Raw genomic sequence first — 25,094 nt, 5'->3', positions numbered from 1 at the left:
CGGTCACCGACGGTCCAGGGCGGTCAGCGCGCCTCCGGTGACCACGATCACGACGGCACCGGCCGCGAGCAGTCCGAACCCGGGGTCGTACGACCCGGTCGCGTCGTACAGCGTTCCGACGAGAACCGGCCCGGCGAACCCGCCGATCTCGCCGACCGCGAAGATGAACCCCACCGCAGTCCCCGTCAGCCTGGCACCGATCCCCTCGAGCTCCGGCGGGATCGTCCGAACGAGCGGGGAGAGCCCGCCGGTTCCCAGTCCGGCGGCCGCGATGCCGACGACCGCCGCACCTCCGGTGTCGCCCGCGATCAGCGCCGCGATCCCGAGGAAGGCCACGCCGCCGGACGCGGTGAGCGCCGGCCGCTTGACCTCGAACCGATCCGCCAGCTCCGGGATCCCGAGGACGCCGACGACGTAGGCGACGACGAACAGGCTCGTCGCCCGTCCGGCGAGGGCCGCCGGGAGCCCGCGCGACTCCAGGAGCGTCGGGAGCCATCCCTGTATCCCGTGGTTGATCAGCAGGTACATCGCCCCGACCACGACGACCAGCCGGAGCTCGCGGTGCGTGAGCACGAACCGGAGGTCCGCGGTCAGCGATCCCGGATCGAACGCCTCCCCGTCGCCGTTCTTGCCGTCTCTTCCGTCGGTATCCGCGTCGGCGTTTCGGTCGCCTCCCGCGTCGTCGATGCCGGTTCGGAGCGCGACGAGGAGCCAGATCGCCCCGTAGGCGACCGCGACGACGCCGCTCCAGAGGAACAGCGGCCGCCACCCGCCGAGGGCTGGGCCCAGAACGGGGCGGCCGACGGCGAAGACGCCCGCCGATCCCGCCGAGGCGGCGACGAGGTAGAGCGCCGTCGGTCGGCCGGTCCGCGCGGGGGGAAACAACACCGAAACGAGCTTCGGGAGCCCGAACGTGATGGCCGTCGCGCCGACGCCCATCGCCAGCGTGAACGCCAGGAGGGAGGCGAACCCGGGCGCGACGCTCCGCCCGACCTGTCCGCCGCCGTAGACCAGGACGCCCACGCCGATGATCCTCCCCGGGCCGATCCGATCCACGGCGAGCCCGGAGAACAGCGCGACCGGGATGTACGTCAGCGGGATCGCTCCCGCCAGGACGCCGGCCTGCGTGTTCGTCAACCCGACGTCGTCGATGATCGTCGGCAGGTACGCCGGCAACGAGAACCAGACGAACATGAGACAGGTGTAGCTCGCGCTCGCGGCGAGGGTCAACCCGTACTTGCGGCGACCGACGACTCGTCGCGCTCCCATCGATGGACCGTCCTCTCGCCGGGAGGATGGTATAGGTTGTCGTACCGGAACGGACGGACGGGACGTGTTCCGACGACCCGCTCGCACCCTGACGACTACGTGAGGCCGACCGGACCACACCCTTTTGTCGCCCCGCCGCGTCGGGATCACCCCATGACGAAGGCGGCCGACGACGGACACGTCGAGAGACAGGAGTACGACCCCGACGCCGAGCACCCGTTCCCGGACGAGCGGCTCAACGAGATGCTCGATCGACTCAAGGACGACCCGGAAGTCACGACGTACCTCGAGGCGCAGAACGTCAACGCGGTCGACCGGAAGGGGTACAACGACCACGGGACGAAACACGTCGAGATCGTCCGCAACCGCGCCCTCAAGCTCTACGAGCTGCTCAAGGCATGTAACGTCGAGTTCAACGGGGCCCGCCAGCAGGGCCTCGATGAGGCCGACGAGCCGGTGATACTCGTGCTCGCGGCGACGCTTCACGACGTCGGCCACGTCGTCCACCGCGACGACCACTCCTACTACTCGATCCCGCTGGCCGCGGACGTGCTCGACCGACTCCTTCCCGACTTCTACGACGTTCCCGAGCAGGTCCGCGTGAAGGCCGAGGTGCTCCACGCGATCCTCTGTCACCACACCGAGGAGGAGCCGCTGACGCGGGAGGCGGGCGTCATCCGGATCGCCGACGGTCTCGACATGGAACGCGGTCGTTCCCGGGTCCCCTACGAGAAGGGCGGACGCGGCATCAACACCGTCTCCTCGCAGGCGATCGAGTCCGTGGTCCTCCATCCCGACGAGGAGGTCCCCGTCCAGGTGGAGATCCGAATGAACAACGCCGCCGGCGTCTACCAGGTCGACTCGCTCCTACAGGCCAAAGTCGAGGGGTCGCTACTCGAGGACCTGGTCCGGATCGTCGCGATCAACACGAAGGAGAACGGCGGGGGCTCGCTCGTCGAACGGATCGAACTGTAGTCGCCTTTTCGGGTACATCGGCGACAGTCGCCGGGATCCTCTCCGTGATCGGGGGCTGCGACGGAACCCAGCAGGGACCGCCGGGTCGCTCGTTCTTTAATACGTGGACCACCTCGGCCGAGTCGGTATCCAGTCGTGGCCCGCTTCGGCAACTCGGTACGGCTCCTCGGAAACGCGGAGTTCGCGTCCCTCGCGGGGACCGCCTTCGCGCGGAGCCAGGCGTACTCGACGATCCTCATCGCGATCGCGCTGTACGCCGACCTGTTCGGCACCACCGGCTTCGTCGAGGGGCTGTTCGGCACCGCCTTCGCGGCCGTCCAACTGCTCGTCGTCCTCCCGCTCGGCCGGGCGGTCGACACGGGCAACGCCAAGCGCTACCTGCTCGTCGGCTTCCTGATCAACGTCGGGGTCTTCGTCGGGTTCGCGTTCGTCTCGAGCCCGGTCCACGTGATCCTCGTGCGGATGGCCCAGGGCCTCGGCGCGAGCGTTCTCTGGATCACGGGCGCGACGATAATCGGCGAGATCAGCCCCGACGACGAACAGGGCCTCTGGCTCGGGTCGTACAACCAGTTCGCGTCGGTGTCCTCGCTCATGGGGGACCTGCTCGGCGGCTACCTCCTGTACGCGTACGGGTTCACCGAGACGTACGCGGTCCTCTCTCTGATCACGCTCGTGAGCTTCCTCCTCGTCTACCGGTTCCTCCGGGACGATCCCGGCGGGAGGACCGACGCCGAGGCGGTCGACGGGATCGAGACGTTCCGGTCGCTTCTGGCGCTGCCGATGCTTCGCTCGCTCGTCGTCTTCCGGTTCACCTTCAGCGTCGGCAAGATGGCCGTCATCATCTTCCTCCCGATCTACGCCCGGACGACGTTCGGCATCTCCGCGTTCGCGATCGGGTGGATCATGGCCGGCGGGAAGGCGACGAAGGCGGTCACGCAGGGGTTCGTCGGCGACCTGACCGACCGGTACGGGAGGCGACACGCCTTCGTCGCGATCGGCGCCCTGCTGTACGGGGTCGGCACCGCCGCGATCCCGCTGGCGACCTACTTCGAGGGAACCGTCGATCCGGTCACCGTCTCGTATCTCGGCGACTCACAGACGCTCGGCGGGGCCTTCTTCGCGCTCTTCGCCGCCTACTCGCTGCTCGGGATAGCCGACTCGATCCGGCTGCCCGCCAGCATGTCTCTCTTCGTCGACGAGGGGGAGCGACACGACTCCGTCGCCAGCGCGATGTCGCTTCGTTCCATCTCCTGGAAGGTCGGACAGGTCGTCGGGCCGGTGATCGTCGGCACGACGATGGACTTCACCACGACCGAGACGGGGTTTCTGCTCGCCGCCGGGTTCATCGGGTTCGCCACGACGCTCTTTGCCGTCCAGGCGCGGCGGGCGGCGGCGAAGCGTCCGGACGGCGGCGGAGCGTGACGACCGAGTGTGTTGCGGACGCGTGGAGCGGCGGCCTGAGCGACATCCGTACCGGAACCGATTTGCGCGCGGCGGCGGTACCGCGGCCATGAGCGACAGCGAGGACCTCGCCGACCTGCGGACCGGCGCGAACTACCAGTTCGGGTCGGGGGCCGGGAGGGCGCTCTTTCCCCCCGACGAGCCGGTCACGATCCGCCGTTCCAGTGGCGGACGACCCCGGCAGGTGATCGCCGGCGACGTGGACGACACCCCCGGGAGCAGCGAGGGCGACCGGATCGTCACCTACGGGACCGACGGGCGGGTCACGCTCGGCGAACTCGGCGCGAGACGGATACGGGAGGCCTTCGCCGACCCCGCCCACCGGGTCGTCGTCGGCGAGGAGAGCGAGCCGTTCGTCCGCGACGGGCGGAACGCCTTCGCGAAGTTCGTGACGGCGGCGGACGACGGGATCCGCCCGGGCGACGAGGTCCTCGTCGTCGACGGCGACGACGCCCTGTTCGCGGCCGGGCGCGCGGAACTCTCGGGCGCGGAGGCGCTCGCGTTCGACAGCGGCGTCGCGGTGAAGGTCCGTCACGGGATCGCGGACGGCGGGGAGTGAGCGACGGTCACGACCGGGAAAGCGAGACGACCCACGCCGCCAGCGCGACCGCGAGGAGGAGTCCCGTGACGACCAGCAGGTCGACGAACGTCGGGAGCGTCTTCGGGACCAGGGGAACCAGACCGGCGTAGTACGCCGCGGTCGAGACGAACGCGAGGAGGAACGCGACCGTCGCGAGGCTCGCGACCGGATACCGTCGGGGGAGGGTTCCGACGCGCATACGCGTGGCGTCCGACGCCGCCGACAAGTTCTTTGTGGCCGCCGGAGTCGGGTCTCGATGACTAGCTAGAACACGACGCCGAGCCCGAGCGCCTCGACGAGCGGGACGCCGGCGACGAGCGCTCCGAGCAGGTAGCCGCCGATCGCCCCGCCGTTGAGCAGGGGCAAGCCGGCGTGGGGCCGCCCCTTCATCACCCAGCGCAACAGGACGAGCAGGCCGGCGAGCGTGCCGCCCATCGCGAGGAGCGCCGGGAGGTTGAGCCCGATGAACGGGACCGAGAGCGCCGGGGCCGACGAGAAGGTCGCGGCGCTGGCGACCATCACCGCCGGGATGACGGCGTCGCCGAGTCCGATGAAGAAGGCGTCGCGTTCCTCGATGTCGGGGACGTCCGCTGCGTGGTCGGCCTCGTCGCCGGCAACCCCGTCGGTCTCGTCGTCGATCTCGCCGCCGTCGACCCCGTCACCGTCAGCGGGATCGTTGCCGTCGGCGGGATCGTTTCCGTCGGCGGGATCGTCCTCCTCGAGGAGCGAGTAGGAGAGCGAGAGCGGGATCACGAGGACGACCGGGATGTTCAGGTCCATCACGCCCTCCGCGAGCGAGAGCATGTGTTCGGTTCCGTACACCGAGATCGCGTCGTAGACGGCGAGGAACGTCAGGAGGACGAGCGCGGGCAGGATTCCGAAGGAGATCCCGAAGAGGCCGGCCGCCCCCGCGCCCATCAACACCCCCGCGGCGTCGATCACGTACCACTCGGGGTGGACGAGGAGGCCGACGGCCACCGCGATCGCGGGGACGGCGGCGAGAAGCGGCGGGGCGAACGCGGCGAACACGTACCACGAGAGCCACGCGGAGACGCCGACGATGAGGAGCCGGATGGCCCAGTCGAACTCGTAGCGGAACGCCGCGAGCATCAGTCCCGTCATGGCGACGATGGCGACGATGTACACGAGACTGTTCGTCGGGTCCTGCGGGTCCTCGACGGGTTGATAGCCGCTCTCCGTGAACTCGGGGACCAACGCCAGCGCGCCCAGCTGGACGACGAGGAAGAGGCCGACCGCGAAGACGACGCCGCGGTACTCGCGGGGGAACATTCGAACGCACGTTCTCCACAGAGGCCTATCGTCCTTGCGTTTCGACGACGAGGCCGTGACTCGCGGTTCGTGTCGACTCGAAGAGGGGGATCCGTGCTTCCACGCCTCGAACGGGTCCGGGTGGTGGTGGGAGCGGGTGGCCCGAACCCACGCCGACGGACGACGGACGGTGGAAGCGAGTGGTGGGCCGACCATGCCCGAAACGGGTGGTCGACCGAGTTCGTCCGCGGCGTTCGGATCCATGGCGAAACGGTTGAAGAACGTGTCGACCGAATTATCCTCGTTGATACTCCCAGCGCGGATGGATGGGCACGTCGACGCGACGTGAGGGCGACGAACGGCCAAGGATGGCGAAAGGCGGGAAGCCGTGAAAGACGGGAGGCGGGTGGACGGGAGACGGCACCGAACAGCGGACCCCCAGGCTGTATCGGGCCGTCGCCCGAGGTGGGACGGGCGCGGGTCGTTGTCGCCGAACTTCGACGAGAAAAGCGTCGAACTCCGGCAACGCCAGGTACGGTTCCCTCGCGTATAAATCCACGGAGACCGGATGGAGACGGATCGCCTCCGACCCGAGAGCGTTCGAACGTCGATCCGGCTCAGGCGTCGAGCGTCAGCGACTCGCGGAGCGCCTCCTCCAAGTTGTCGAGCTCCGCGTCGAAGTTTCGCTTGAAGAAGGACTCGACGCCGGGAAGTTTCCCCTCGACGACGAACTCGTTCGCGAGCCGACAACCCCTCTCGGTCTCCGTGATGACGTGTTCGCCGGTCACCCGGAACGCGCTCGATCTGCCGACGAACTTCACTCGGTTCGGCGGGTCGCGTTCGACCTCCTCGGTGTCGACCGTGATCGTCGACCGGATCATCGGGATCGGGAGCGCGACGTGCCACGTCGCCGTCCCGTCCCCGTGGACCTCGAAGGTGTCGACCACGCTGATCGCTCCTGCACGCTTCTCCGCGTCCGAGATGAACGCCCACACGTCCTCGACGGGGGCATCGAACTCGAACGTCCGGGAGACTCGGACGGTCATGGACCCGGATACGAACGGGGGGTGAATAAAAGGGTGGAGTCGCGGATCCGGCCGCCGGCTCCGGACGCGTCCGTTCGAAGCCTCGCGGTCGGATCGCTCCCCGCGTGACCCGTCACCCCCGCGTCACGCGCCACGTGGTCGATCGGGCGCGGCCCCACTTCTCGATCTCGACGTCGTCGGCCTTCTCGGCGAGCCGCGGGAGCCTGGAGCCGACCTGCTTGGCGGTGAGATCGATCGCGTCGGCGATCGTCTTCGAGCGGACGTACCGCTCGCCACGGGTGACGCTGTCCGTGAGGTACGCGAGGATCCGCCGCTCCTCCTCGGTGTACTCGGTCATCGTTGGAGGTTGGTGTCAGACACGCTTAACGGTTTCTCGTCGGGGCGTCCGGTTACCGTCGCGACGCCTCACTCGAACGCCTGGACGGCGACGACCGCCAACAGAGCGAAGACGAACGCCGCCGCGAACCCCCAGGCCTTGCCGTACTGGGTCGGGTGGCCGTACATCACGACTGCGCCGACGGCCGCGACGGCCGACAGTGCGAGCGTCACGCCGATCCCCTTGTCGGACGCGATGGATCCCTCGGTCATACGAGTCGCTTCGCGGGTGGACACTTAGTTCATGCGAACCTGGCGATCCGCGCGCGAGCGGGAAGGCGAGAAAGCGGAGACGTGGCGAGGACGCGTCGGAGACGTGGCCCCGACGGCTAGACGATGTCGACGTGGTCGGACGCCTCGTTGAGCGCGAGGTTCGCGGCGATCTCGGCGTTCCGCATGGCGTACTCCGCGGTGTGCTGGAGGCTGACGAGCACCTCCCGGGTCATCAACAGCACGTCGTTGTCGAGGTCGTCGGGCAGTTCGCCGAGGATCTCCTGTTCGCGGTCCTCGAGTCGCGCGAAGAGGTCGCGGCACTCGACGGTGAGGTCGTAGTCGCGCTCGACGACGGCCCGGACCGCCAGCGCGGTGAGCTCGTCCACCTGGTCCGTGAACTCGCGGATCTGCCGCATCGTGGCGTTGTCGACGTCGAGCGTGTGGCCGTCGGCTTCCATCACGATGTCGGCGATGTCCTCGGCGTTGTCGGCGGTGAGCTCGAGGTTCTTCGCGACCGAGCGGTACCCGATGAGGGGGAACCCCTCCTCCAGTCCGACCGCCCGGGCGAGGTTCGGGTTCTGGTAGGCCGTGAAGATCAGCCGCAACAGGAGCACGAAGATCTTGTTCGCCTGCCGCTCGCGGTTGAGCGCGCGCTGAGCGAGGTCGGCGTTGCCGTGGGCGAGCGCCTTGACGGCCTCGCCGCGCATCGTCGAGCCGGTGTTCTCCAACCGTTCGAGGAGGTTGTCCAGCGTGAAGTCCTCGGGGTCGACGGAACAGCGGATCGAGATGTCCTCCGGCGTCTCCTCTATCACGCCGAGTCCCATGAGCTGGGTCTCGGCCTTGTACACCGCGTTGATGTGTTCGCTGTCGAGGGTCCCCTCGCTCCGGACGTGGATCACGCGCCGGCCGAGCACGTACTGGGCGACGACGGCCCGCTCGAGCGCCCGTGCATCGAGTCCGTCCGCGTTGATCACCGCCTCCGATTCCTCCGAGCTCACCGACTCGGGCAGCACCGTCAGCGTCCCCTTTCCTCCCATCCGCAGGGAGACCTCGTCACCCTTGTTCACGCCGTGTTCCTGTGCCCACTCGGCGGGGAGCGTCATCGCCAGCGTCGACGGTCCCAGCCGCTGGACCTTCCGCGTTTCCATATCCGTTGGTATCGCGTGAGATACCTTAACCTTGTTCCTATGTTCATTATACGCTCGAGCGAATATACAAGGTGATCGGTCATAGCAGTGTGCGGTTGGGTATCGATCCGTGAGAACCCGACCGCGACCAAAGCGACGACGGAAGGGCATCGACAGCAGGAAGAAGCCGATGGAGCCGGTTCAAGGCGGCACGAACGCTGACGTGACGAAGCCGGCCCACGCCGACCGGCTGGTCTCGAAACGGAAGACCGAGCTAGACTGAGAGGAACTCTCCGAGGTCACTCCTCGTCGATCGCGGCGGGATCGAACGAGCGGAGGATCTCCGCGAGCGCGCTGGCGAGCTCCTCGAAGCGATCGATCTCCATCGAATCGGTCGTCACCCAGACGCCGTGGCCGTTGGCGATCACCCGGGTGAGGTAGCCGTTCTCGAACACCCGGACGGTGAAGAAGTAGTTCCCGAGCTGCGTGTTGGCGTACAGCGACTGCGCGTGGAACCCGTGTCGTTCGCTCTCGGCGAACCCGACGAGGTCGGCGGTCCGGCTCAGATCGCTCCGCAGGTAGAGCTGTTCGACCTCCTCTTCGGTGAAGTACGTGAGGCTCCGCAGCTCGTCCCCCGTTGCGGTCCGCGCCGCGCTGAGTAGCGCCTCGGCGTGTTCTTCGAGTGCCTGTGACATGCCACCACATACGTCGGTGGGATACATGAGCGTGTGGGTCTCCCGTCGTTTTGCGACCGGAGGGACAGAGTTTAGCGACTCGGCCGATATCGCCCGGACGATGAGCGACTTCGACGACGTCTGCGTCCTGTTGCCGGCCTACGAGGAGGCCGAGACCGTCGGGACCGTCGTCTCCTCGTTCCGGGAGGAGGGCCTCGCGAACGTCCTCGTCGTCGACGGGGGGTCGACCGACGACACCCGCGAGATCGCCCGCGAGGCCGGCGCACGCGTCGTCGAACAGTCCGGCGAGGGAAAGGGTCAGGCGATCCGCGAGGGCGTCCGCGAGCACGTCGACGCCCCGTACGTCCTGATGGCCGACGCGGACGCCACCTACGACGCCGGGGACGCGGAGGCGATGTTGACCCCGCTTCTCGAGGGCGAGGCCGAACACGTGATCGGGGACCGCTTCGCGGACATGCGTCCGGGCGCGATGACGCGGCTGAACCGCGTCGGTAACCGCCTCATCAACGGGGCGTTTCGCGCGATCCACGGCGAGGACTACGGCGACATCCTCTCCGGCTATCGGGCGTTTACCCGCGAGTCGTTCCGCCGGCTCACCCTCACCGCCGACGGGTTCGGCGTCGAGACCGAGATGGCCGTCGAGTGCGTGAAACAGCGGGTGACCGTGACGGTCGTCCCGGTCACGTACCGGCCGCGCCCCGACGGCTCCTCGACGAACCTCCACCCGGTCCGCGACGGCGGCGTGATCTTCCTGGAGCTGTACCGGAAGGCGAAGACCAACAACCCGCTCTTTTACTTCGGGAGCGTCGGCACGATCTCGACGGTCGCCGGGGCGGTCATGGCCGCGTTCGTCCTCTACCGGTGGATCGTCTTCGACGTCGGCCACGAGATAGTCGCGGTGGCCGCGACCGGCGCGATCATCCTCGGCATGCAACTGCTCGTGTTCGGCGTCCTCGCCGACATGATCCTCTCGTTACACCGCGAGCAACTGGACCGGCAGGACCGCGTCGTCGCGGAGCGGTTGGGGTCGTCCGTCCGCGACGACGCTGGCGGGCATCGAGACGAGGTAAACGGGTCTCCTCGATCGGGGAACGACGATCGATCCGACGGGACGGGCGATCGAGCTGAGGAGACGAGAGACCGGACCGAGGAGGCGAACGACGGTTTCACCACGGGCTCGGCGGGAAACTGAACCGGACCTCGAACCTTCCACATCATTTATGTTCCGGGTCGAACACGTCCGCGCATGGACGAGAAGCGCTTCGTCGTCGCCCTCTTCGGTCTCACGGTCTCGCTGATCGCCGGCTACATCGCCTATCGGTTCGTCGCCGCCCTCACCGTCTCCGTCTTCCTCTATTACTCCACTCGGCGGTTCTACCACGACCTCGAACGGCTGCGGCTCCCCGCGCGAGTCCGGGCGGTGACGGCCCTCTCGGTGATCGCCGTCCCGCTCATACTGCTCTTGAGTTCGGCCGTGGTGCTGTTGGTGGTCGAGATGCGGCGATTCATCGAGGAGTTCCCGCTCGCCGAGACGCTCGGATCGGGAAACCAGTGGCTACAGCGCCTGACGGAGCTTTCGAACCTCTCCGTCGGGAACGTCATCGAGGCGTATCAGTCGGGGCAGTTCGACCCGTTGATCGACTTCCTCGTCGACAACGCCGCGCTGTTGACGAACACGGTGTCCGGGCTGCTCCTCAACCTGCTCATCACCGTCGTGGTCACCTACTACCTGCTCCTCGACGGCTCGAAGTTCCACGAGTGGGTGCTCCGGTTCGACGACGACGCGATCGTCCGCGAGTACTTCGAGGCGGCCGACGCGGAGCTCGAGGCGGTGCTGTACGGAAACCTCCTCAACGTCATCGCGATATCGATCATCGCGATCGCGACGTACACCGGCTACAACGTGGTCGCACCCGACGCCGTCGCGGTTCCGTACCCGACGCTCGCGGGCGCGCTCACGGGTGTCGCGAGCCTGATACCGGTCATCGGAATGAAGGTCGTCTACCTCCCTTTGGCCGCGGCGACCGCCGTTCCGGCGGTCATGGGAAACGACACCGGACTGTTGGTGTACGTCGTCGGGTTCCTCCTCGTGGCGGTCGTCGTCGTCGACACGATCCCCGACATCGTGTTGCGGCCGTACTTCAGCGGGAAGACGACGCACGTCGGGCTGTTGATGCTCGCGTACATCTTCGGCCCGGTCGTGTTCGGCTTTCACGGACTGTTCCTCGCGCCGATCGTGTTGGTGCTCGTCCTGACGTTCGCGGACACCGCGTTGCCCCGCCTGCTCGGCGTGGAGCCGGATCCCGCCGAACGGCTCCCCGACGGACAGTGCCGCCTCGACGAGTTCGAGTGGACGGTCCCCGGCGACGACGGGGGCGGCACGTCGGGTCCCGATGACGACGACAACTGGCCCGGCGTCCCGGGCGACCGCTCCGCGACCGGCCGAAGACGATAAATCCCCGTTCGCCGACCGGGAGAACGTATGCGCGTACACGTCATCGGCCTCGGCGGGGCGGGCGGGCGGATCGTCGACCGGCTCACGGCCGAACGCGACGGAGACCGATTCCTCCACGGCGTCTCCGCGTTCGACACGGACATGGAGGCGCTCGACCGCCTCGAGTCGATCGGCGAGGACCGGCGATATCGGTTCGGAGACGCCGCGGGCGGTGACGGGCTCGACGGCGACCTCCACGCGGGCCGGGAGCTCGGGGAGGTCCACGCGAGCGAGCTCGGCCGCGCCCTCGACGACCAGCGCCCGTCGCTCGCGGAGGCGTTCGTTCTCGTCGTCGGCGTCGGCGGCGCCGCCGGCGGCGGGGTCGCCCCCGCGCTCGCCGCGGAGATCGAAACGCTGTACGACGCGCCGGTGTACTCGGTCGCGATCCTTCCGACGCCCGCCGAGAGCGACGCCGAGTCGAGCTCGAAGGACGGCGGCGACGGCGGGTCGCGACCGAACGACGGATCGAGCCCGCGACGACCGCTCGCGGAGCGGAACGCGGCTCGAACGCTCGGGGCGCTCTCGGAGCGGACGGCCGCGGTCATCCCCTTCGACACCGACGCGTGGCTGCGCCCGGGCGAGACGATCGCGGACGCCCGCGACCGACTGAACGGGATCGTCGCCGATCGGATCGCGGCGCTTTTCGGGGCGGGCGAGAGCGACGCCGACGCCGTCACGCCTCAGCAGGTGCTCGACGCGAGCGATATCGCTCGGGCGGTCGGCGACGAGGGCGACGTCGCGGCGCTGGGGTACGCGACGCAGGCGGTCGAACCCCCGGAAACCGAGTCGCGGTTCGGTCTGGGTCTGTTCGGTTCCTCGGAGCCGGAGAAGGTGGACGCGAGCGCCGCGGTGTCGGCCGTCGAGACGGTGATCCGGAAGGCGACCCGCGGAAAGAACACGGTCGAGGTGCCCGAGGGACGTGCCGACCGAACCCTGCTCGTCGTCGGCGGTCCGCCCGCCTGGCTCAATCGCGAGGCGATCGCCGACGGTCGGCGGTGGCTCGCCGAGGAGACCGGCTCGGGGGCGATCCTGAGCGGGGACGCGCCCGTCCCCGACGGCGAGGAGGTGTTCGCGCTCGTGCTCCGGTCGGGGATCGACGAGCCGAGACGGATACGCGAGATCCGCGAGTCGATCCCCGGTGGGGGCGAATGACTTCCGGCCGAATCGATCGGTTCCGGTAGCCCGCGACCGAACCGGTCGCTCCCGACCGTCCCCGACCGAACCGGTTAACGTCGTTCGTCGCCCGGTTCCGGACGTGAGTTCCCCTTCCGAGACTTCCGGGCTCGGCATCGACCTCGACGTGTCCGACGTCGAGGCGGTGGCCGACCGACGCGACGAGCTGGTCGCGGCCGTCCGCGACCACGCCGGCGGGATCGCCTACCGGCTCGCGAAGCTCCAGGGCGGCGACTACGGCCGAACGGCGCTGTCGACGGCGGGCGGCGAGTGGACCGTCAAACACGAGGCCGGCGAGCTGGAGTTCCTCCGCTTCTCGCCGAAGAGCGGCTCCGACACCTACGTCGTCTCGACGAAACAGCCGCCCGATCCCTCGGGGTTGGCGACCGCGCTGGCGGACTACCCGAACATGGTGTCCGCCTGGAACGCGTACGTCGGCTCGCTTTCGGGCGTGCTCGACGGCGTCTCCGCGGAGTTCCCGGAGCCCGCCTCGACCGACGGCGTCGTCGCCGAGCGTGACCGGGTGCTCGACTCGATCCGCGAGACCTGCGGCGTCATCGCCGGCGAGGTGTACCGGTACGAGGGCGACGACTACGGGACGTTCACCGCCCGCGTCGACGGCGACCGCTGGGAGCTCAAGTGGGAGGAGGGGACGGTCTCGTACCTCCGCGTCGGCGGGTCCGGCGGCCTCTATCTCCTCTCGCAGTACGGGGCCCCCTCGGCGGCCGACGTCCGCGAGTACGCCGAGCCGTTCGCGGGCTTCGTCGAGGCGTACAACGAGTTCGTGGAGGGGCTCGAAAGCGACCTCGCGACGGTCTCGATGTAGACGCGGGTCATCGGGGTCAGCTTTATGCCGTGTTCCTCGACACTGGGAGTATGCCGACAGCAACAGCCGGATTCGTCGGACTCGGGATCATGGGCCTGCCGATGGCGAAGAACCTTCTCGACGCGGGGTACGACGTCGTCGGGCACAACCGCTCGGACGAGCCGGTCGACGAGCTCGTGGAACACGGCGGCGAGGACGGCGGATCGCCCGCGGGCGTCGCCGAGCGGAGCGACGTCGTCTTCCTGTGTCTTCCCGACTCGCCGGCCGTGGCGGACGTCGTGCTCGGCGAGGACGGCGAGCCCGACCCGGTGATCGACGGCGTGAGCGCGGGGATGACGGTCGTCGATCACTCGACGATCTCGCCGACGGTCGCGGAAGCGGTCGCCGAACGCCTCGCGGAGGAGGGGGTCGACGCCCTCGACGCGCCGATCTCGGGCGGCGAGTCGGGCGCGATCGAGGGGACGCTCTCGATCATGGTCGGCGGCGACGAGGACGTCCTCGCGGAGCACGCGGACGCCCTCGAGGTCATGGGCGAGACGGTGACGCACTGCGGGCCGAGCGGGGCCGGCCAGACGACGAAGGCGTGTAACCAGATCGTCGTCGCCGCCCAGATGGTCGGGGTGAGCGAGGCGCTGGTGTTCGCACACAACGCGGGCGCGAACCTCGAGGCCGTCGTGGACGCGATAAGCGGCGGCGCGGCCGGCTGTTGGACGCTCGACAACCGCGCCCCGTCGATGATCCGCGGCGACTTCGACCCGGGCTTCTTCGCGGAGTACCAGTACAAGGACCTCCGGATCGCGACGGACGCCGGCGAGACGTTCGGCTCGCCGATGCCCCAGACCGAACTCGCCCACGAACTGTACAAGTCGATGGTCCAGAACGACATGGGCCGAGACGACAACTCGGGCGTGATGCAGGTCCTCGAGATGCTTGCGGGCGAGGAGGCGCGGATCGACGGAGCCGACTGACCGTCCCCTGAAGATCCACGTTCGTGCACATGGATCGGCGAATTCAGCAACGTTTATTCGTCGACGTGCGATATCCCGGCGTAGATGTCGATCACGCTTCCCGGCCCGACCCTGGGCGTCGTCGGCGGCGGACAGCTCGGACGGATGCTCGCGGAGGCGGCCTCGCCCCTCGGCGTCGACGTGGTCGTCCTGGACCCCACGCCGGCGTGTCCCGCGTCGGGGGTCGCCCGCGACCAGATCGTCGCCGGCTTCGACGATCCCGACGGGATCCACGCGCTCGCCGAACGCGTCGACGCGCTCACCTTCGAGATCGAGCTCGCGGATCCCGAGGTGTTGGCGGCGGCGAGCGAGGAACACGACGTGCCGGTCCACCCGGACCCGGGAACCCTCGAGACGATCCAGGACAAGCTGGTACAGACGGAGGCGCTGTCGGACGCCGGGATCCCCGTCCCCGAGTTCGCCGCGGTCGCGACCGCCGAGGGGCTCGAGCGCGTCGTCGAGGAGTTCGACGGCGTCATGCTCAAGGCCCGCCGCGGCGGGTACGACGGCCGCGGGAACGTCCCGGTCCACGAGCCGAGCGAGGCGGCCGACGCGCTCGCGGCGGTCGGCGGCGACGCGATGGCCGAGCGGTTCGTCGACTTCGAGCGCGAGATCGCCGTGATGGGGCTGAAGGGCGCCGACGGCGCGACGCGGACCTATCCCGTGACGGAGACGATCCACCGCGAGGAGATCCTCCGCGAGAGCGTGGCTCCCGCCCGCGCGAGCGACGAGGCCATCGCCCGCGCCGAGGCGGTCGCGGAGGACGTCCTCGAGTTCCTCGACGGACGCGGCGTCTACGGGATCGAACTCTTCGAGACCCACGAGGGCGACGTCCTCGTCAACGAGATCGCGCCGCGCCCGCACAACTCCGGGCACTGGACCATCGAGGGAACGCGGACCTCGCAGTTCGAGAACCACGTCCGCGCCGTCCTCGGGTGGCCGCTCGGCCCGACCGACCTCGTCGCGCCCGCGGTCACCGCGAACGTACTCGGGGACACCGAGGAGACCCGTCCCGCGACCCTCCGGGGGGTCGAGGCGGTCCTCGACGCGCCGGAGGCCGATCTCCACTGGTACGGCAAGGAGGACGCGCGCCCGCTCCGGAAGATGGGGCATCTGACGCTGACCGACGAAACCGTCGATGCCGAGGCGACCGCTCGCGCCGCGCTGTTGTCGCGGGCCCGGGAGCTTCGCGACGGGCTGACGTTCCGCGAGACGTAGGAGGCCGACCCCCTTCCCGATCGGCCGATCCCTCACCGGGCTTCCGGAGGCGATCCGATCGGATCCTCGATCGGTTCGTCACCCCTTCCGGGCTCGTCGAACTCGACGCCGGTGATCTCGAACCGGGTGCCGCCCTCCTCGCTCTCGGTCACCTCGATCGACCAGCCGTGGGCCTCGACGACGTCGCGGACGATCGTCAGGCCGAGTCCCGTCCCCGACTCGCGGGTCGTGAAGCCGACGTCGAAGACGTTCTCGCGCTCGGATTCGGGGATCCCGGGCCCGTCGTCCGCGAGGTAGAAGCCGTCCGACGGGCGGCCGACGGCAACCGTCACGGGCTCGTCGGCGTGATCGCGTGCGTTCCGCAGGAGGTTGTCGAGAACCTGTCCCAGTCGGGCCCGATCGGCGAGTACGACCGCGTCGTCGACTCCGTCCTCGACGACCACGGTCAGGTCGTCGTCCGCGATCCCGGTCTCGACCGCCTCGAGGACCTCCCGTAGCGGGACCGGCTCGAACTCGGTCACGGTCTCGCCCTGTCTCGAGAGTTGCAACAGGTCCTCGAGGAACTCGGTCATGCGGTCGACGGTGTCGTCGATCCGTTCGAAGTGCTCCGGATCGCCCGTCTCTCTCGCGATCTCCGCGTAGCCCGAGATGACCGAGAGCGGGTTTCGGAGGTCGTGTGAGACGATCCCCGCGAAGGCGTCCAACCGCTCGTTCCGTTCCGCCAGGGCCCGACGCTGCTCCTCGATCGTGGTCACGTCCCCGATCAGGACCACCCAGCCGTACGTCTCGCCGCCCCGCCGCAGCGGCGACCGGCTCAACCGGAGGAACCGCCTCCCCTCTGGCCCTTCGCGGGTCGCGAGCACCTCGTCGTCCGCTCCGGTCTCGAGGGCGTCGTACTCCGGGAGCCGCGTCGAGACCGGTGCGCCGACCGCCGTCTCCCGGTCCCCGACGACGCCCTCCGCGGCCGGGTTGACGTCGACTATCGTCCCGGCGGCGTCGAGGACGACCACGCCGTCGTCCATCTCCGAGAGGACGACCCGCGAGGCGATGGGCGTCAGATCGAAGAGCCGGTACCGGAACACGGCCACCCCGAAACACGCCGTCGAGAGCGACAGCGAGACGGGAGTCAGGTTCACGGTCGCCGTCCCGAACGGCGGCACCGAGAGGACCTCGAACACGTTCAACGCGAGGGGAACTAGCGCCCCGACGATCAGAAGCGCCGCCTGCCGTCTGACCTGCTCACCGGAGCCGAGAGCGTGATCGACGACGAGCCACGCGCCCCCGACGACTGCGACGTACGAGAAGGCGAGATGGAGGTGATAGACCGGGCCGAGCGTCGTCTCGAGCCGCGTCAACGATCCGGTCGTGACCAGTTCGGCGTCGACCAGCACCAGCGAGTACGGGTTCGTGGCCAGCAGTGCGACCAGCGCGGCGGGGAGCGCCGCGAGTGCCGCGACGACCGTCGGCGTGAGCCGGTCCCCTCGACCGGTGTAGGCCAAGGCGAACGCCAGCCAGGCCGACGGGGTCGCGGCTGCGCCGACGTGTAGCAACCGGTGGGCGAGCAGCTTCGCCTCGAGACCGGTGCTCGCGAGCTGGACGCCGTACGTCGCGGCCCATACCGCCGCCGAGAGACAGAGGACGACGAACGCGGTGACCGTGTGGTTCCGCCTCTCCGCCGGGACCGACACGATGCCGTACCCCGCCCACAGCGACGCCACCAGCGCCGACAGAAAGAGCAGAAGCACGTACGGGGTCGACTGCCAGGGCATGTACTCGGATCTATCCAACGATACGGCGAGTATCACTTAAATGGGCCGACCACACGCCGATCGCGGCCGATCCGGAAGGTCGATCTAGTCCGCGTCACCGATCCGGACCCGTCCGTGTCACCACTCGGAGAACCCGCCGTCGATGAGGGTCTCGGCCTGTCGTTCGATGTACGCCCGCTGAGTATTGTGGACCGCGTCGTCGAACGACTCGCCGTCCGACAGCCGGGACCGGACGCCGGCCCGCTTCCAGCCGGCCGGGGTGATCCCGCCGTCGATCCGGTACCTGAGCGGGGCGAGCCACGACTCCGCCTCGGCCTCCGAGCAGCCGGCCGTCCGGAGGCCGGCGGCCGCGTGGTCGAGGAGGTCCTCGTACATCTCCGTCGCGTCCGTGGTGTGTTCGCCGTCGTAGCCGATCCACTCCATCTCGGCGTCGAGTCCGTCCGCGACCGCGGCGTAGAAGTTGGCGCGCGCGGTCTCCCACTCCAGGCCGATGACGGGGTGTTCGTGTCGCGGGAGCGCGCCCATCAGTCCCGCGAACGCGGCCTGGAACGCGATCGAGTCCCGGACGGTCGGTTGTGCGGGGACCGGACGGAACTCGATCCGGGCGTTCGCGCTCGACCGGCTCGCGCCCTCGAACACCGGGCGGACCCACCGCCAGTAGGTGCCGTGTTTCGTCCGGAACGTGGCGAAATCGTCGTCGAAGCGGTCGGTACCGTCCGACTCGGGCATGGGAACCATCGTCTCGTCGCCCGCGATCCGGTCGACGGCGGTCTCGACGTCGTGGAAGTCGTGTGGGAATCGAACCTTCTCGGCGTCGGTCCGGGCGTTGAGCACGGACTCGAACACGTGGACCCGGTTCTCCGTCGCCCCCTCCTCGAGGACCTGTTCCGCGTCCCAGTCGTCGTCGTAGAGGTCGGGCGGGAGGAACGGCGAGTTCACGCCGAGCGCCAGGAGCGGTCCCGCGATCCGGAGCGCGTACCGGAAGTGGACCGGTAGCGTGTCGGCCTGTGCGACCTGGTAGTGCGGCTGGATGGAGGTGATGAGGCTCTCCGGCATCACGGTGTCCGCTCGCAGCGTGACGCCGGGTGCCTCCAGGGCGACGGGCGCGTCGCCGCCGGCGTTCGCCATCGCGTGGTAGCGGACGGCGTCGCTCATGTTGGCCGCGACGGTCACGCCGTCGAGGTCGACGCTGTCGGTGAGGTATCCGCGTGCCGTCTCGCCCGCCGGCGGAATCGTCCAGACGCCGTCGGAGACGAGCCGCATTCCCTCGACGCCGGCCGTGTTCTCGGCGGCCTCCAGCCGGGCGCGGACCTCCGCGAGCTGGGCGCGTAGGCCGTGGTCGGAGAGGGGCTGCGGGCTCGTCGACATCTCCGCGTTGTGGAGCCCGAGCTCCTTCTCGAACCCCATCAGCTCCAGGAGGCGTCGCGGCACGCGCATCAGCGCGTACTCGCCGGCGCGGGACTCCTCGCTCCAGCGGCCGTCGGCGACCGCGTAGAACTCGTACTCGAAGCCGACGATCGACTGGTGGTTGTCGAACGCCCCGTCGTGTAGCCCCTGTTTGACGACCTCCGCCTCCTCCTCGGCGCGCGCGGCGAACTCGTCCGCGTCGACGGCGAGCGCCTCACGGACGCCGTCGGCGAGGGCCGACTCGGTGCTCATGCGATGGCCGGACGGACTCCGACGATAAAAGGGCCCCGACCCGGATCGAAACGAGGATCGAGAACGGTCCGTTCCGCATCGGCGCGCTTTTGAGCGCCGATCGCCGATCCGGGGCATGGAGTTCGCCGCGTTCGCCGAGCGGGTGGAGCGACTGGAGGCCGAGCCGGCCGACCTCGAGACGACGGCGATCGTCGCGGACCTGCTCGCCGACGCCGGAGACGACCTCGGGACGGTGACTCGCCTCCTGCTCGGGCGGACGTATCCCGCACACGACGACCGGACCCTCGACGTCGGTCCCGCGTCGTGTCGCGAGGCGATCGCCCGCGCCGCCGGGCCGAACGTCGCCGCCGCCGACGTGGAGGACCGACTCGCGAGCCGCGGGGAGATCGGCGCGGTCGCCGCCGGATTCGACTTCGGCGGACAGCGGGGACTATCGGCGTTCGGCGACGGGAGCGACCCGCTCTCGGTCGCCGAAGTAGACGGAACGCTCCGGGAGCTCGCGGCCGCCACGGGTGAGGGGAGCGAGTCCCGGAAGGTCGACGCGCTGTTCGGGTTGTTCAATCGATGTGACCCGGCGGAGGCGAAGACGCTCGCTCGCCTGGTGCTCGGCGAGATGCGGATCGGCGTCGGCGAGGGGACCGTCCGGGACGCGGTCGCCGAGGCGTTCCTCGCGGAGGACGGTCCCGGATCCGGGACCGAGGCCGGCAACGGGGAACGAGACGCGACGACCCAGACCGACGACGGAACTGACGGATCCGACGGGGACGGCGGAGATGACGCCGAGAATCGGGCGACCGACGAGGCCTACGCGGCCGTCGAGCGCGCCCTCCAAGTGACGAACGATTACGGGCGGGTCGCGCGCCTGGCTCGGGAGGCAGGGATCGAGGGACTGAACGCCGAGCGGATCCGGGTCGGCAGGCCGGTCCAGGCGATGCTGGCACAGGCGGGGACCGCCGCCGACGCCGTCGACTCGTTCGGCGAGGTCGCGGTCGAGACGAAGTTCGACGGGGCCCGCGTCCAGGTCCACTACGCCCCGGGACCCGACGGGTTCGGGCCGCGGCTCTACTCGCGGAACATGGACGACGTGACCGACGCGCTGCCGGAGATCGTCGAGTACGTCGCCGACCGAATCGAGGTACCCGTCGTCCTCGACGGGGAGATCGTCGCCGTCGACGACGACGGCTCGCCGCTGCCGTTCCAGGAGATGCTCCGCCGGTTCCGCCGAAAACACGACGTGGACCGGATGCGCGAGACGGTGACCTGCCGGCTCCACGCGTTCGACTGCCTGCTCGCTGGCGACGGCGACGCCGAGAGCGACCGCGACAGCGACGGTGACGGCGACGAGGACGCCCCCGGCGACCTCCTCGAGGAACCCCTTCGCGTCCGCCACGACCGCCTCGTCGACGTCCTCCCCGACGCGGCCGCGGAGCTGCGGGTCGTCGACGACACGGAGGCGATCGCCGGGATCGAGTCCGCGGCCCTCGAGGCCGGCCATGAAGGCGTCATGCTGAAGGACCCGACGTCGGCGTACACGCCGGGAAACCGCGGCCGCGACTGGCTGAAACGGAAGCCGGACGTGGAGACCCTCGACGCGGTCGTGGTCGGCGCGGAGTGGGGCGAGGGGCGTCGTGCGGAGCTGTTCGGGACGTTCCTGCTCGCCGTCGCGGACGGCGACGAGTACGAACCCATCGGAAAGGTCGCGACGGGCCTCTCGGACGAGGAACTCGAGGAACTCACGGAGCGGCTGGAGCCGCACGTCGTCGCCGAATCGGGGACGGAGCTACGGATCCGTCCCGAGGTCGTCCTCGAGGTCGGCTACGAGGAGATCCAGACGTCCCCGACGTACGGATCCGGGTACGCCCTTCGGTTCCCCCGGTTCGTCGGCGTCCGCGAGGACAAGTCCGTCGAGGACGTCGACACCCTCGAACGGGTCTCGGGACTCGCCGACGGCCGCGGTCGGGCGGGCGACGACGAGGCGAACGACGGGACCGGAGACGAGGCGAACGACGGGACCGGAGACGAGGCGAACGACGAGACGGACGCCGGCAACCCGAGTTGAGCGCGGCGGACGCGAAAGTCGCTTCCGGATCGGACCCGTACCGAGTACCATGTCCGACCCCCTCGGCGACGCTGCGCGGCGGCGGCTGACGGAGGCGGCGACGAGCCGGCTCGCGGCGCAGGGATACGACGTCTCCCGGCCGGGAACTCGAGCGGAGCCGCCGGCGCTCGTCACACGAGGCGGGGAGACGCTCGGGATCGAGCCGCTCACCGAGTCGGACGCGACGCCGACGACGGTCGTCTCCCGGCTCGGTCACGCGATCGATCGGGACCGACGGGCCCTGTTCGTCGTCGCCGACGTCGAGGTCGCGTCCGCGGTTCGATCGGTCCTCACCGACCCGCCGCTCGTCGTCGACGAGTCGGACGGCCACCGGACGTTCCACTCGGGACCCGACCGGATCCCCGTCGACACCGGAGAGATTCCGGGATCCACCGGCGGCTACGCCTGCGTTCGCGTCGACGGTTCCATCGGTCGGGGAACGGGGTCCGACGCGGATCCGACGTTCCGCTGGCGGGAGACGGACACGCCGTCCGGTCCGGTTCCGTCCGTGGACGGGGTCGATGCGGCCGCGAGCGAACCGGACGGTCGTCCGATCGTTCCGCGACTCGTCTGTGAGGCCGACGACCGGGTCGTCGCCGTGCTCGCGGGGACGGGGAGCCTTCGAACGCCGCCCGCCCCGGCGTTCCCGTACGTCTATCGCCGCGATCCGGCGGACAAGCGGTTCCGCGTGCGTCGCGGCGACGACGGGACCGTCGTCGAGACGGTGAGCGGTTTCGCCGCGATGCGTGCCGCCGGGTTCGTGCCGGTTCCGATGCCGCTCGTTCCCGAACACGTCCTCGGTCCGGACGTCGAGGGCGAGTGGGACCTCGTCGTCGAGGGTGCAGACCGGGGTCCCGTCGAGGGAACGGACCCCGGTAGCGATCACGACGAAGCGAGGAGATAGCCACGCTCATGGGTCGCCGGGGCGGAGGAGGAAACATGGCCGTCAAATACGACGATCTCTCCGTGGAGTGGCTCGGATACGCGACCGCCCGCGTCGACGCCGACGGCGGTCCCGTGGTGTACACGGATCCGGGTCGATACGGGGTCCTCGACGACTACTGGGCCCGCGACGGCGACGTCGTCGTGGTGACTCACGACCACCACTACGACCCCGCGGGGATCCGCTCCGTCGCCGACGCGGACGCGACGCTCGTGATCTACGACGCCGTCGACTCCGATCGGATCGACCGCGACGTGGAGCCGGTCGAGGCGCTCTCGGCCGACTACGACGTGATCCGTGTCGACGACGAGGCCCGCGTCGACGTCGAGACCGACGACGGGACCGTCACCGTCTGGACGGTCGCCGCGCACAACGAGCCGGACGGTCCCTGCGCGAACGACGACGGGACGGTCCCGCACCCGGAGGGGTTCGGCTGCGGGTTCCTGTTCTCGATCGGCGGCCGGACCGTGCTCTGGCCGGGCGACGGCGACGCGCTCGAGGGGCTCGCCGAGCTCGACGTCGGCGTCCTCCTCGCGAACGTCGGCGGCGGCGGGATCGTCTCGAACCGTCACGCCGCAGCCGACCTCGCCGAACGCATGGAGCCCGGACTGGTCGTCCCGATCCACTACGACACCTTCGACGACCTGGAGGCGGACGGGGAGGCGTTCGCCGGCGACGTCGCGTCCCGGTCGATCCCGGTCGCGCTCGACGAGCGCTCGATCGACGGGTGACGAATGAAAGCTGAAGGCGGTCGGGAGACTTACTCCTCGGTCTCGTAGGGCTCGCCGACGACCGCCGGGATCCGGGTCTTCCCGTAGACCGTGAGCACCACGAGCACCGCGACGTACGGCAGCAGGTTGACGAGCCGAGCGGATATCTCGATCCCGACCGTCTGGAACTGGACGTTCAGCATGTCCAACGCGCCGAAGAGCAGCGCGGCCGCAGCCGCTCCGACCGGGTTGTAGTTGCCGAACAGGTACGCCACGATGGCGATCCAGCCACGGCCGTCCACCATCGTCGAGCCGGTTCCCACGAAGTTCCCGGCGTGGGCGAGCAGCACGGCCCCGCCGAATCCGGCCATCGCGCCGGAGAAGATCACCGTCGCGTAGCGGACTCGATCGACGTCGACGCCGGCGGTGTCGAGCGCCTCCGGGTTCTCCCCGGCGGCCTGTACCCAGTACCCGTATCGGGTACGGAAGAGGACCACCCAGGCGACGCCGACGAGGACGACCGTGAGGAACACCAGCGGCGACTGACCGAACGCCAGCCTGTCGATGCTGGTGAGTCCCGGACTCGACCGGCTCCCCCAGACGAGCGCGGCCGCGAACGGGGCGAACCCGAGGCCGACGAACCAGACCGCCAGTCCGGCGACGATCTGGTCGGCCTTGTATCGGATCAACAGGACGGCGAAAGCCGCCGTCAGAAGCGTCGAGACGACGACCGCGACGAGGATCGCGACCCAGACGTCTCCCTGCGTCGGCGAGGTGCCGCCGAGCGCGAACATCGTGCCGGCCGTGGTGAACGCGCCGACGATCATGAAGCCCTCGAGACCGATGTTGAACACGCCGCTCTTCTCGGCGTACAGCCCGCCGACGGCCGCGAGCGTGATCGGCGTCGCCATCTCCAGCGACCGGGTCACGAACCCCCTGGTGATGAGTCGCGAGAGGTCCACGTCGAATATCCCGGAGAGGACCGCACCGAGAACTGCCAGGACGCCGATCGTGATCCCGACGAGCCGGAGTCGAGCGACGGTCAGGACGTCGGTGACGCTCATTCGACGTCACCTCCGAGTCCCGTGCGCGCCGCGATCATCCGGAACAGCTCCGGTGCCGCGACGAAGAGGACCACGAGCCCCACGATCCCGTCGATCAGTTGGACGGGGACGTCGCTGTTGATCTGGACGTGGGAGCCCGCCGATTCGAGGCCGCCGAAGAGCAGCCCGGCCGGGAGCACGCCGAGCGGGTTGTTGGCGGCGAGCAGACTCACGGCGATCGCGTCGAACCCGTAGTTGCCGATGCCCGATGGATCGGTGTAGTATCCTTGGATCATGATCACGAAGAGCGCGCCCGTCAGCCCGGCGATCATCCCGGAGAACGCCATCGTCGAGATGACCATCCGTTTCGCGTCGACGCCGGAGTACGTCGCCGCCGTGTCCTGGTATCCGCTCGTCACCATGTCGTATCCGAACCGGGTCCGCGTCATGATCACCGCGACGAGCGCGACCACGCCGAGCATGAGTACGATACCCACGATCGACAGGTTGGGGTCGCCGAAGACGGCCTGGGGGAGCTCGACGTTATCGGGGAGTCGACGGGTCCGAGTCGCCGTCGCCTCGGGGTCGCCGAACGGACCCGCGACGAGCCAGCCGACGAAGCCGGTGGCGATGAAGTTCAACATGATCGTCGTGATGATCTCGTTCGCGTCGCCGTACGCCTTCATCACGCCGGGGAGCGCGCCGTACAGTCCGCCGGCAACGACGCCGACCGCCGTCCCGAACAGCAGCAGGACGACCCCGCCGACCGTGCCGGAGGGCACGAACGCGGCCAGCCAAATGATCGAGACGACGGTGGAGAACCCGCCGACGACGAACTGGCCCTGGACCCCGATGTTGAACACGCCGGCGCGGAACGCGATCGCGACCGCGACGCCGGTCAACACGAAGAGCGTCGTGCTCCGAAGGGTGCGGGCGATCGCCCGCTCGCTCCCGAAGGCGCCGACGAGAAGCTGGCTGGCGAACCGAACCGGGTCGTATCCGGTGGCCGCGGCGACGACGAGCCCGATGAGGATCGCGAGCGTCGTCGACGCGACCGCGATCCCGATCCGCTCGAGTACCGACGCATCCAGCAAGCGGGCCGCGACCGCGTCGAGCACCCCGCCGCCGTTCGAGGCGGCCTCGG

The 25,094-nt window shown here is 69.4% G+C and carries 24 protein-coding genes; 12 read left to right on the top strand and 12 right to left on the bottom strand.

Annotated elements, in window-relative coordinates; all coding sequences use genetic code 11:
* Positions 1–3: 3 nt before the first annotated feature.
* A complete protein-coding gene (locus EAO78_RS11430) occupies positions 4–1,269 on the bottom strand; it encodes an MFS transporter (RefSeq protein WP_122105971.1) in 1,266 nt (421 codons plus the stop codon).
* Positions 1,270–1,422: 153 nt separating this feature from the next.
* Here EAO78_RS11430 and EAO78_RS11425 point away from each other — a divergent pair, with 153 nt between their 5' ends.
* The 3 genes from EAO78_RS11425 (at position 1,423) to EAO78_RS11415 (ending at position 4,264) form a co-directional block, all read left to right on the top strand.
* On the top strand, positions 1,423–2,244 hold the full coding sequence (locus EAO78_RS11425) for an HD domain-containing protein (RefSeq protein ID WP_122105970.1): 822 nt from the start codon (positions 1,423–1,425) through the stop codon (positions 2,242–2,244).
* Between the two features lie 135 nt (positions 2,245–2,379).
* Positions 2,380–3,666, top strand: coding sequence for an MFS transporter (locus EAO78_RS11420; protein WP_122105969.1), 1,287 nt, complete (start codon positions 2,380–2,382; stop codon positions 3,664–3,666).
* Positions 3,667–3,754: 88 nt separating this feature from the next.
* Positions 3,755–4,264: a PUA domain-containing protein gene (locus EAO78_RS11415; RefSeq protein ID WP_122105968.1), complete on the top strand. Its 510-nt coding sequence runs from the start codon at positions 3,755–3,757 to the stop codon at positions 4,262–4,264.
* A 7-nt stretch (positions 4,265–4,271) separates the two neighbouring features.
* Here the strand turns inward: EAO78_RS11415 and EAO78_RS11410 are convergent, their stop codons facing one another.
* The 7 genes from EAO78_RS11410 to EAO78_RS11380 form a co-directional block, all read right to left on the bottom strand.
* On the bottom strand, positions 4,272–4,484 hold the full coding sequence (locus EAO78_RS11410; protein ID WP_122105967.1) for a hypothetical protein: 213 nt from the start codon (positions 4,482–4,484) through the stop codon (positions 4,272–4,274).
* 65 nt (positions 4,485–4,549) lie between these two features.
* Positions 4,550–5,575: a presenilin family intramembrane aspartyl protease PSH gene (locus tag EAO78_RS11405; RefSeq protein WP_122105966.1), complete on the bottom strand. Its 1,026-nt coding sequence runs from the start codon at positions 5,573–5,575 to the stop codon at positions 4,550–4,552.
* Positions 5,576–6,171: 596 nt separating this feature from the next.
* Positions 6,172–6,600, bottom strand: coding sequence for a CoxG family protein (locus EAO78_RS11400; protein ID WP_122105965.1), 429 nt, complete (start codon positions 6,598–6,600; stop codon positions 6,172–6,174).
* Between the two features lie 112 nt (positions 6,601–6,712).
* Positions 6,713–6,937, bottom strand: a complete 225-nt coding sequence (locus tag EAO78_RS11395) for a DUF7123 family protein (protein ID WP_122105964.1) — start codon at positions 6,935–6,937, stop codon at positions 6,713–6,715.
* Between the two features lie 68 nt (positions 6,938–7,005).
* Entirely contained in the window at positions 7,006–7,188 is a 183-nt protein-coding gene (locus EAO78_RS11390; protein ID WP_122105963.1) for a DUF7525 family protein, read from the bottom strand.
* 116 nt (positions 7,189–7,304) lie between these two features.
* Positions 7,305–8,336 carry a phosphate signaling complex PhoU family protein gene (locus EAO78_RS11385; protein ID WP_122105962.1) on the bottom strand — a complete coding sequence of 344 codons (1,032 nt, stop codon included), beginning with the start codon at positions 8,334–8,336 and terminating at the stop codon, positions 7,305–7,307.
* Positions 8,337–8,614: 278 nt separating this feature from the next.
* The gene (locus EAO78_RS11380; protein WP_122105961.1) at positions 8,615–9,010 is read right to left on the bottom strand and encodes a DUF7522 family protein; all 396 of its coding nucleotides are present in this window, start codon (positions 9,008–9,010) and stop codon (positions 8,615–8,617) included.
* Positions 9,011–9,110: 100 nt separating this feature from the next.
* On the opposite strand from EAO78_RS11380, the gene aglJ reads away from it, so the two are divergent.
* From aglJ to purK, 6 genes are all read left to right on the top strand, one after another.
* Positions 9,111–10,202, top strand: coding sequence for an S-layer glycoprotein N-glycosyltransferase AglJ (gene aglJ / locus EAO78_RS11375; RefSeq protein WP_122105960.1), 1,092 nt, complete (start codon positions 9,111–9,113; stop codon positions 10,200–10,202).
* 54 nt (positions 10,203–10,256) lie between these two features.
* On the top strand, positions 10,257–11,465 hold the full coding sequence (locus EAO78_RS11370; protein ID WP_122105959.1) for an AI-2E family transporter: 1,209 nt from the start codon (positions 10,257–10,259) through the stop codon (positions 11,463–11,465).
* 27 nt (positions 11,466–11,492) lie between these two features.
* On the top strand, positions 11,493–12,656 hold the full coding sequence (locus EAO78_RS11365) for an FtsZ/tubulin family protein (RefSeq protein WP_122105958.1): 1,164 nt from the start codon (positions 11,493–11,495) through the stop codon (positions 12,654–12,656).
* A gap of 103 nt (positions 12,657–12,759) precedes the next feature.
* Positions 12,760–13,503, top strand: coding sequence for a hypothetical protein (locus EAO78_RS11360; RefSeq protein ID WP_122105957.1), 744 nt, complete (start codon positions 12,760–12,762; stop codon positions 13,501–13,503).
* A 50-nt stretch (positions 13,504–13,553) separates the two neighbouring features.
* Complete coding sequence (locus EAO78_RS11355; RefSeq protein ID WP_122105956.1) at positions 13,554–14,471, top strand: NAD(P)-dependent oxidoreductase; 918 nt, start codon at positions 13,554–13,556, stop codon at positions 14,469–14,471.
* 84 nt (positions 14,472–14,555) lie between these two features.
* Positions 14,556–15,728, top strand: coding sequence for a 5-(carboxyamino)imidazole ribonucleotide synthase (gene purK, locus EAO78_RS11350; protein WP_122105955.1), 1,173 nt, complete (start codon positions 14,556–14,558; stop codon positions 15,726–15,728).
* Between the two features lie 32 nt (positions 15,729–15,760).
* On the opposite strand, the gene EAO78_RS11345 is transcribed toward purK, so the two are convergent.
* Both EAO78_RS11345 and EAO78_RS11340 read right to left on the bottom strand, forming a co-directional pair.
* Positions 15,761–17,497: a histidine kinase N-terminal 7TM domain-containing protein gene (locus EAO78_RS11345; protein ID WP_122105954.1), complete on the bottom strand. Its 1,737-nt coding sequence runs from the start codon at positions 17,495–17,497 to the stop codon at positions 15,761–15,763.
* 117 nt (positions 17,498–17,614) lie between these two features.
* Positions 17,615–19,156, bottom strand: coding sequence for a hypothetical protein (locus EAO78_RS11340; protein ID WP_122105953.1), 1,542 nt, complete (start codon positions 19,154–19,156; stop codon positions 17,615–17,617).
* A 115-nt stretch (positions 19,157–19,271) separates the two neighbouring features.
* Between EAO78_RS11340 and ligA the strand changes: the two genes are divergently transcribed.
* Genes ligA through EAO78_RS11325 form a run of 3 tightly spaced genes read left to right on the top strand, consistent with a single transcriptional unit; the run spans position 19,272 to position 22,928 of the window.
* Positions 19,272–21,215, top strand: coding sequence for an ATP-dependent DNA ligase LigA (gene ligA / locus EAO78_RS11335; RefSeq protein WP_122105952.1), 1,944 nt, complete (start codon positions 19,272–19,274; stop codon positions 21,213–21,215).
* A 49-nt stretch (positions 21,216–21,264) separates the two neighbouring features.
* Complete coding sequence (locus tag EAO78_RS11330) at positions 21,265–22,158, top strand: hypothetical protein (protein ID WP_122105951.1); 894 nt, start codon at positions 21,265–21,267, stop codon at positions 22,156–22,158.
* A 35-nt stretch (positions 22,159–22,193) separates the two neighbouring features.
* Positions 22,194–22,928: an MBL fold metallo-hydrolase gene (locus EAO78_RS11325; RefSeq protein WP_122105950.1), complete on the top strand. Its 735-nt coding sequence runs from the start codon at positions 22,194–22,196 to the stop codon at positions 22,926–22,928.
* Between the two features lie 29 nt (positions 22,929–22,957).
* Here the strand turns inward: EAO78_RS11325 and EAO78_RS11320 are convergent, their stop codons facing one another.
* Complete coding sequence (locus EAO78_RS11320) at positions 22,958–23,971, bottom strand: ABC transporter permease (RefSeq protein ID WP_122105949.1); 1,014 nt, start codon at positions 23,969–23,971, stop codon at positions 22,958–22,960.
* Positions 23,968–25,044, bottom strand: a complete 1,077-nt coding sequence (locus EAO78_RS11315) for an ABC transporter permease subunit (protein WP_122106086.1) — start codon at positions 25,042–25,044, stop codon at positions 23,968–23,970. Before EAO78_RS11315 ends, EAO78_RS11320 begins: the two co-directional genes overlap by 4 nt.
* Positions 25,045–25,094 lie beyond the last annotated feature (50 nt).

Source organism: Halobellus captivus, assembly GCF_003697845.1.
Lineage (GTDB): Archaea > Halobacteriota > Halobacteria > Halobacteriales > Haloferacaceae > Halorubrum > Halorubrum glutamatedens.
This window is presented reverse-complemented; position numbering and strand designations above follow the sequence as displayed.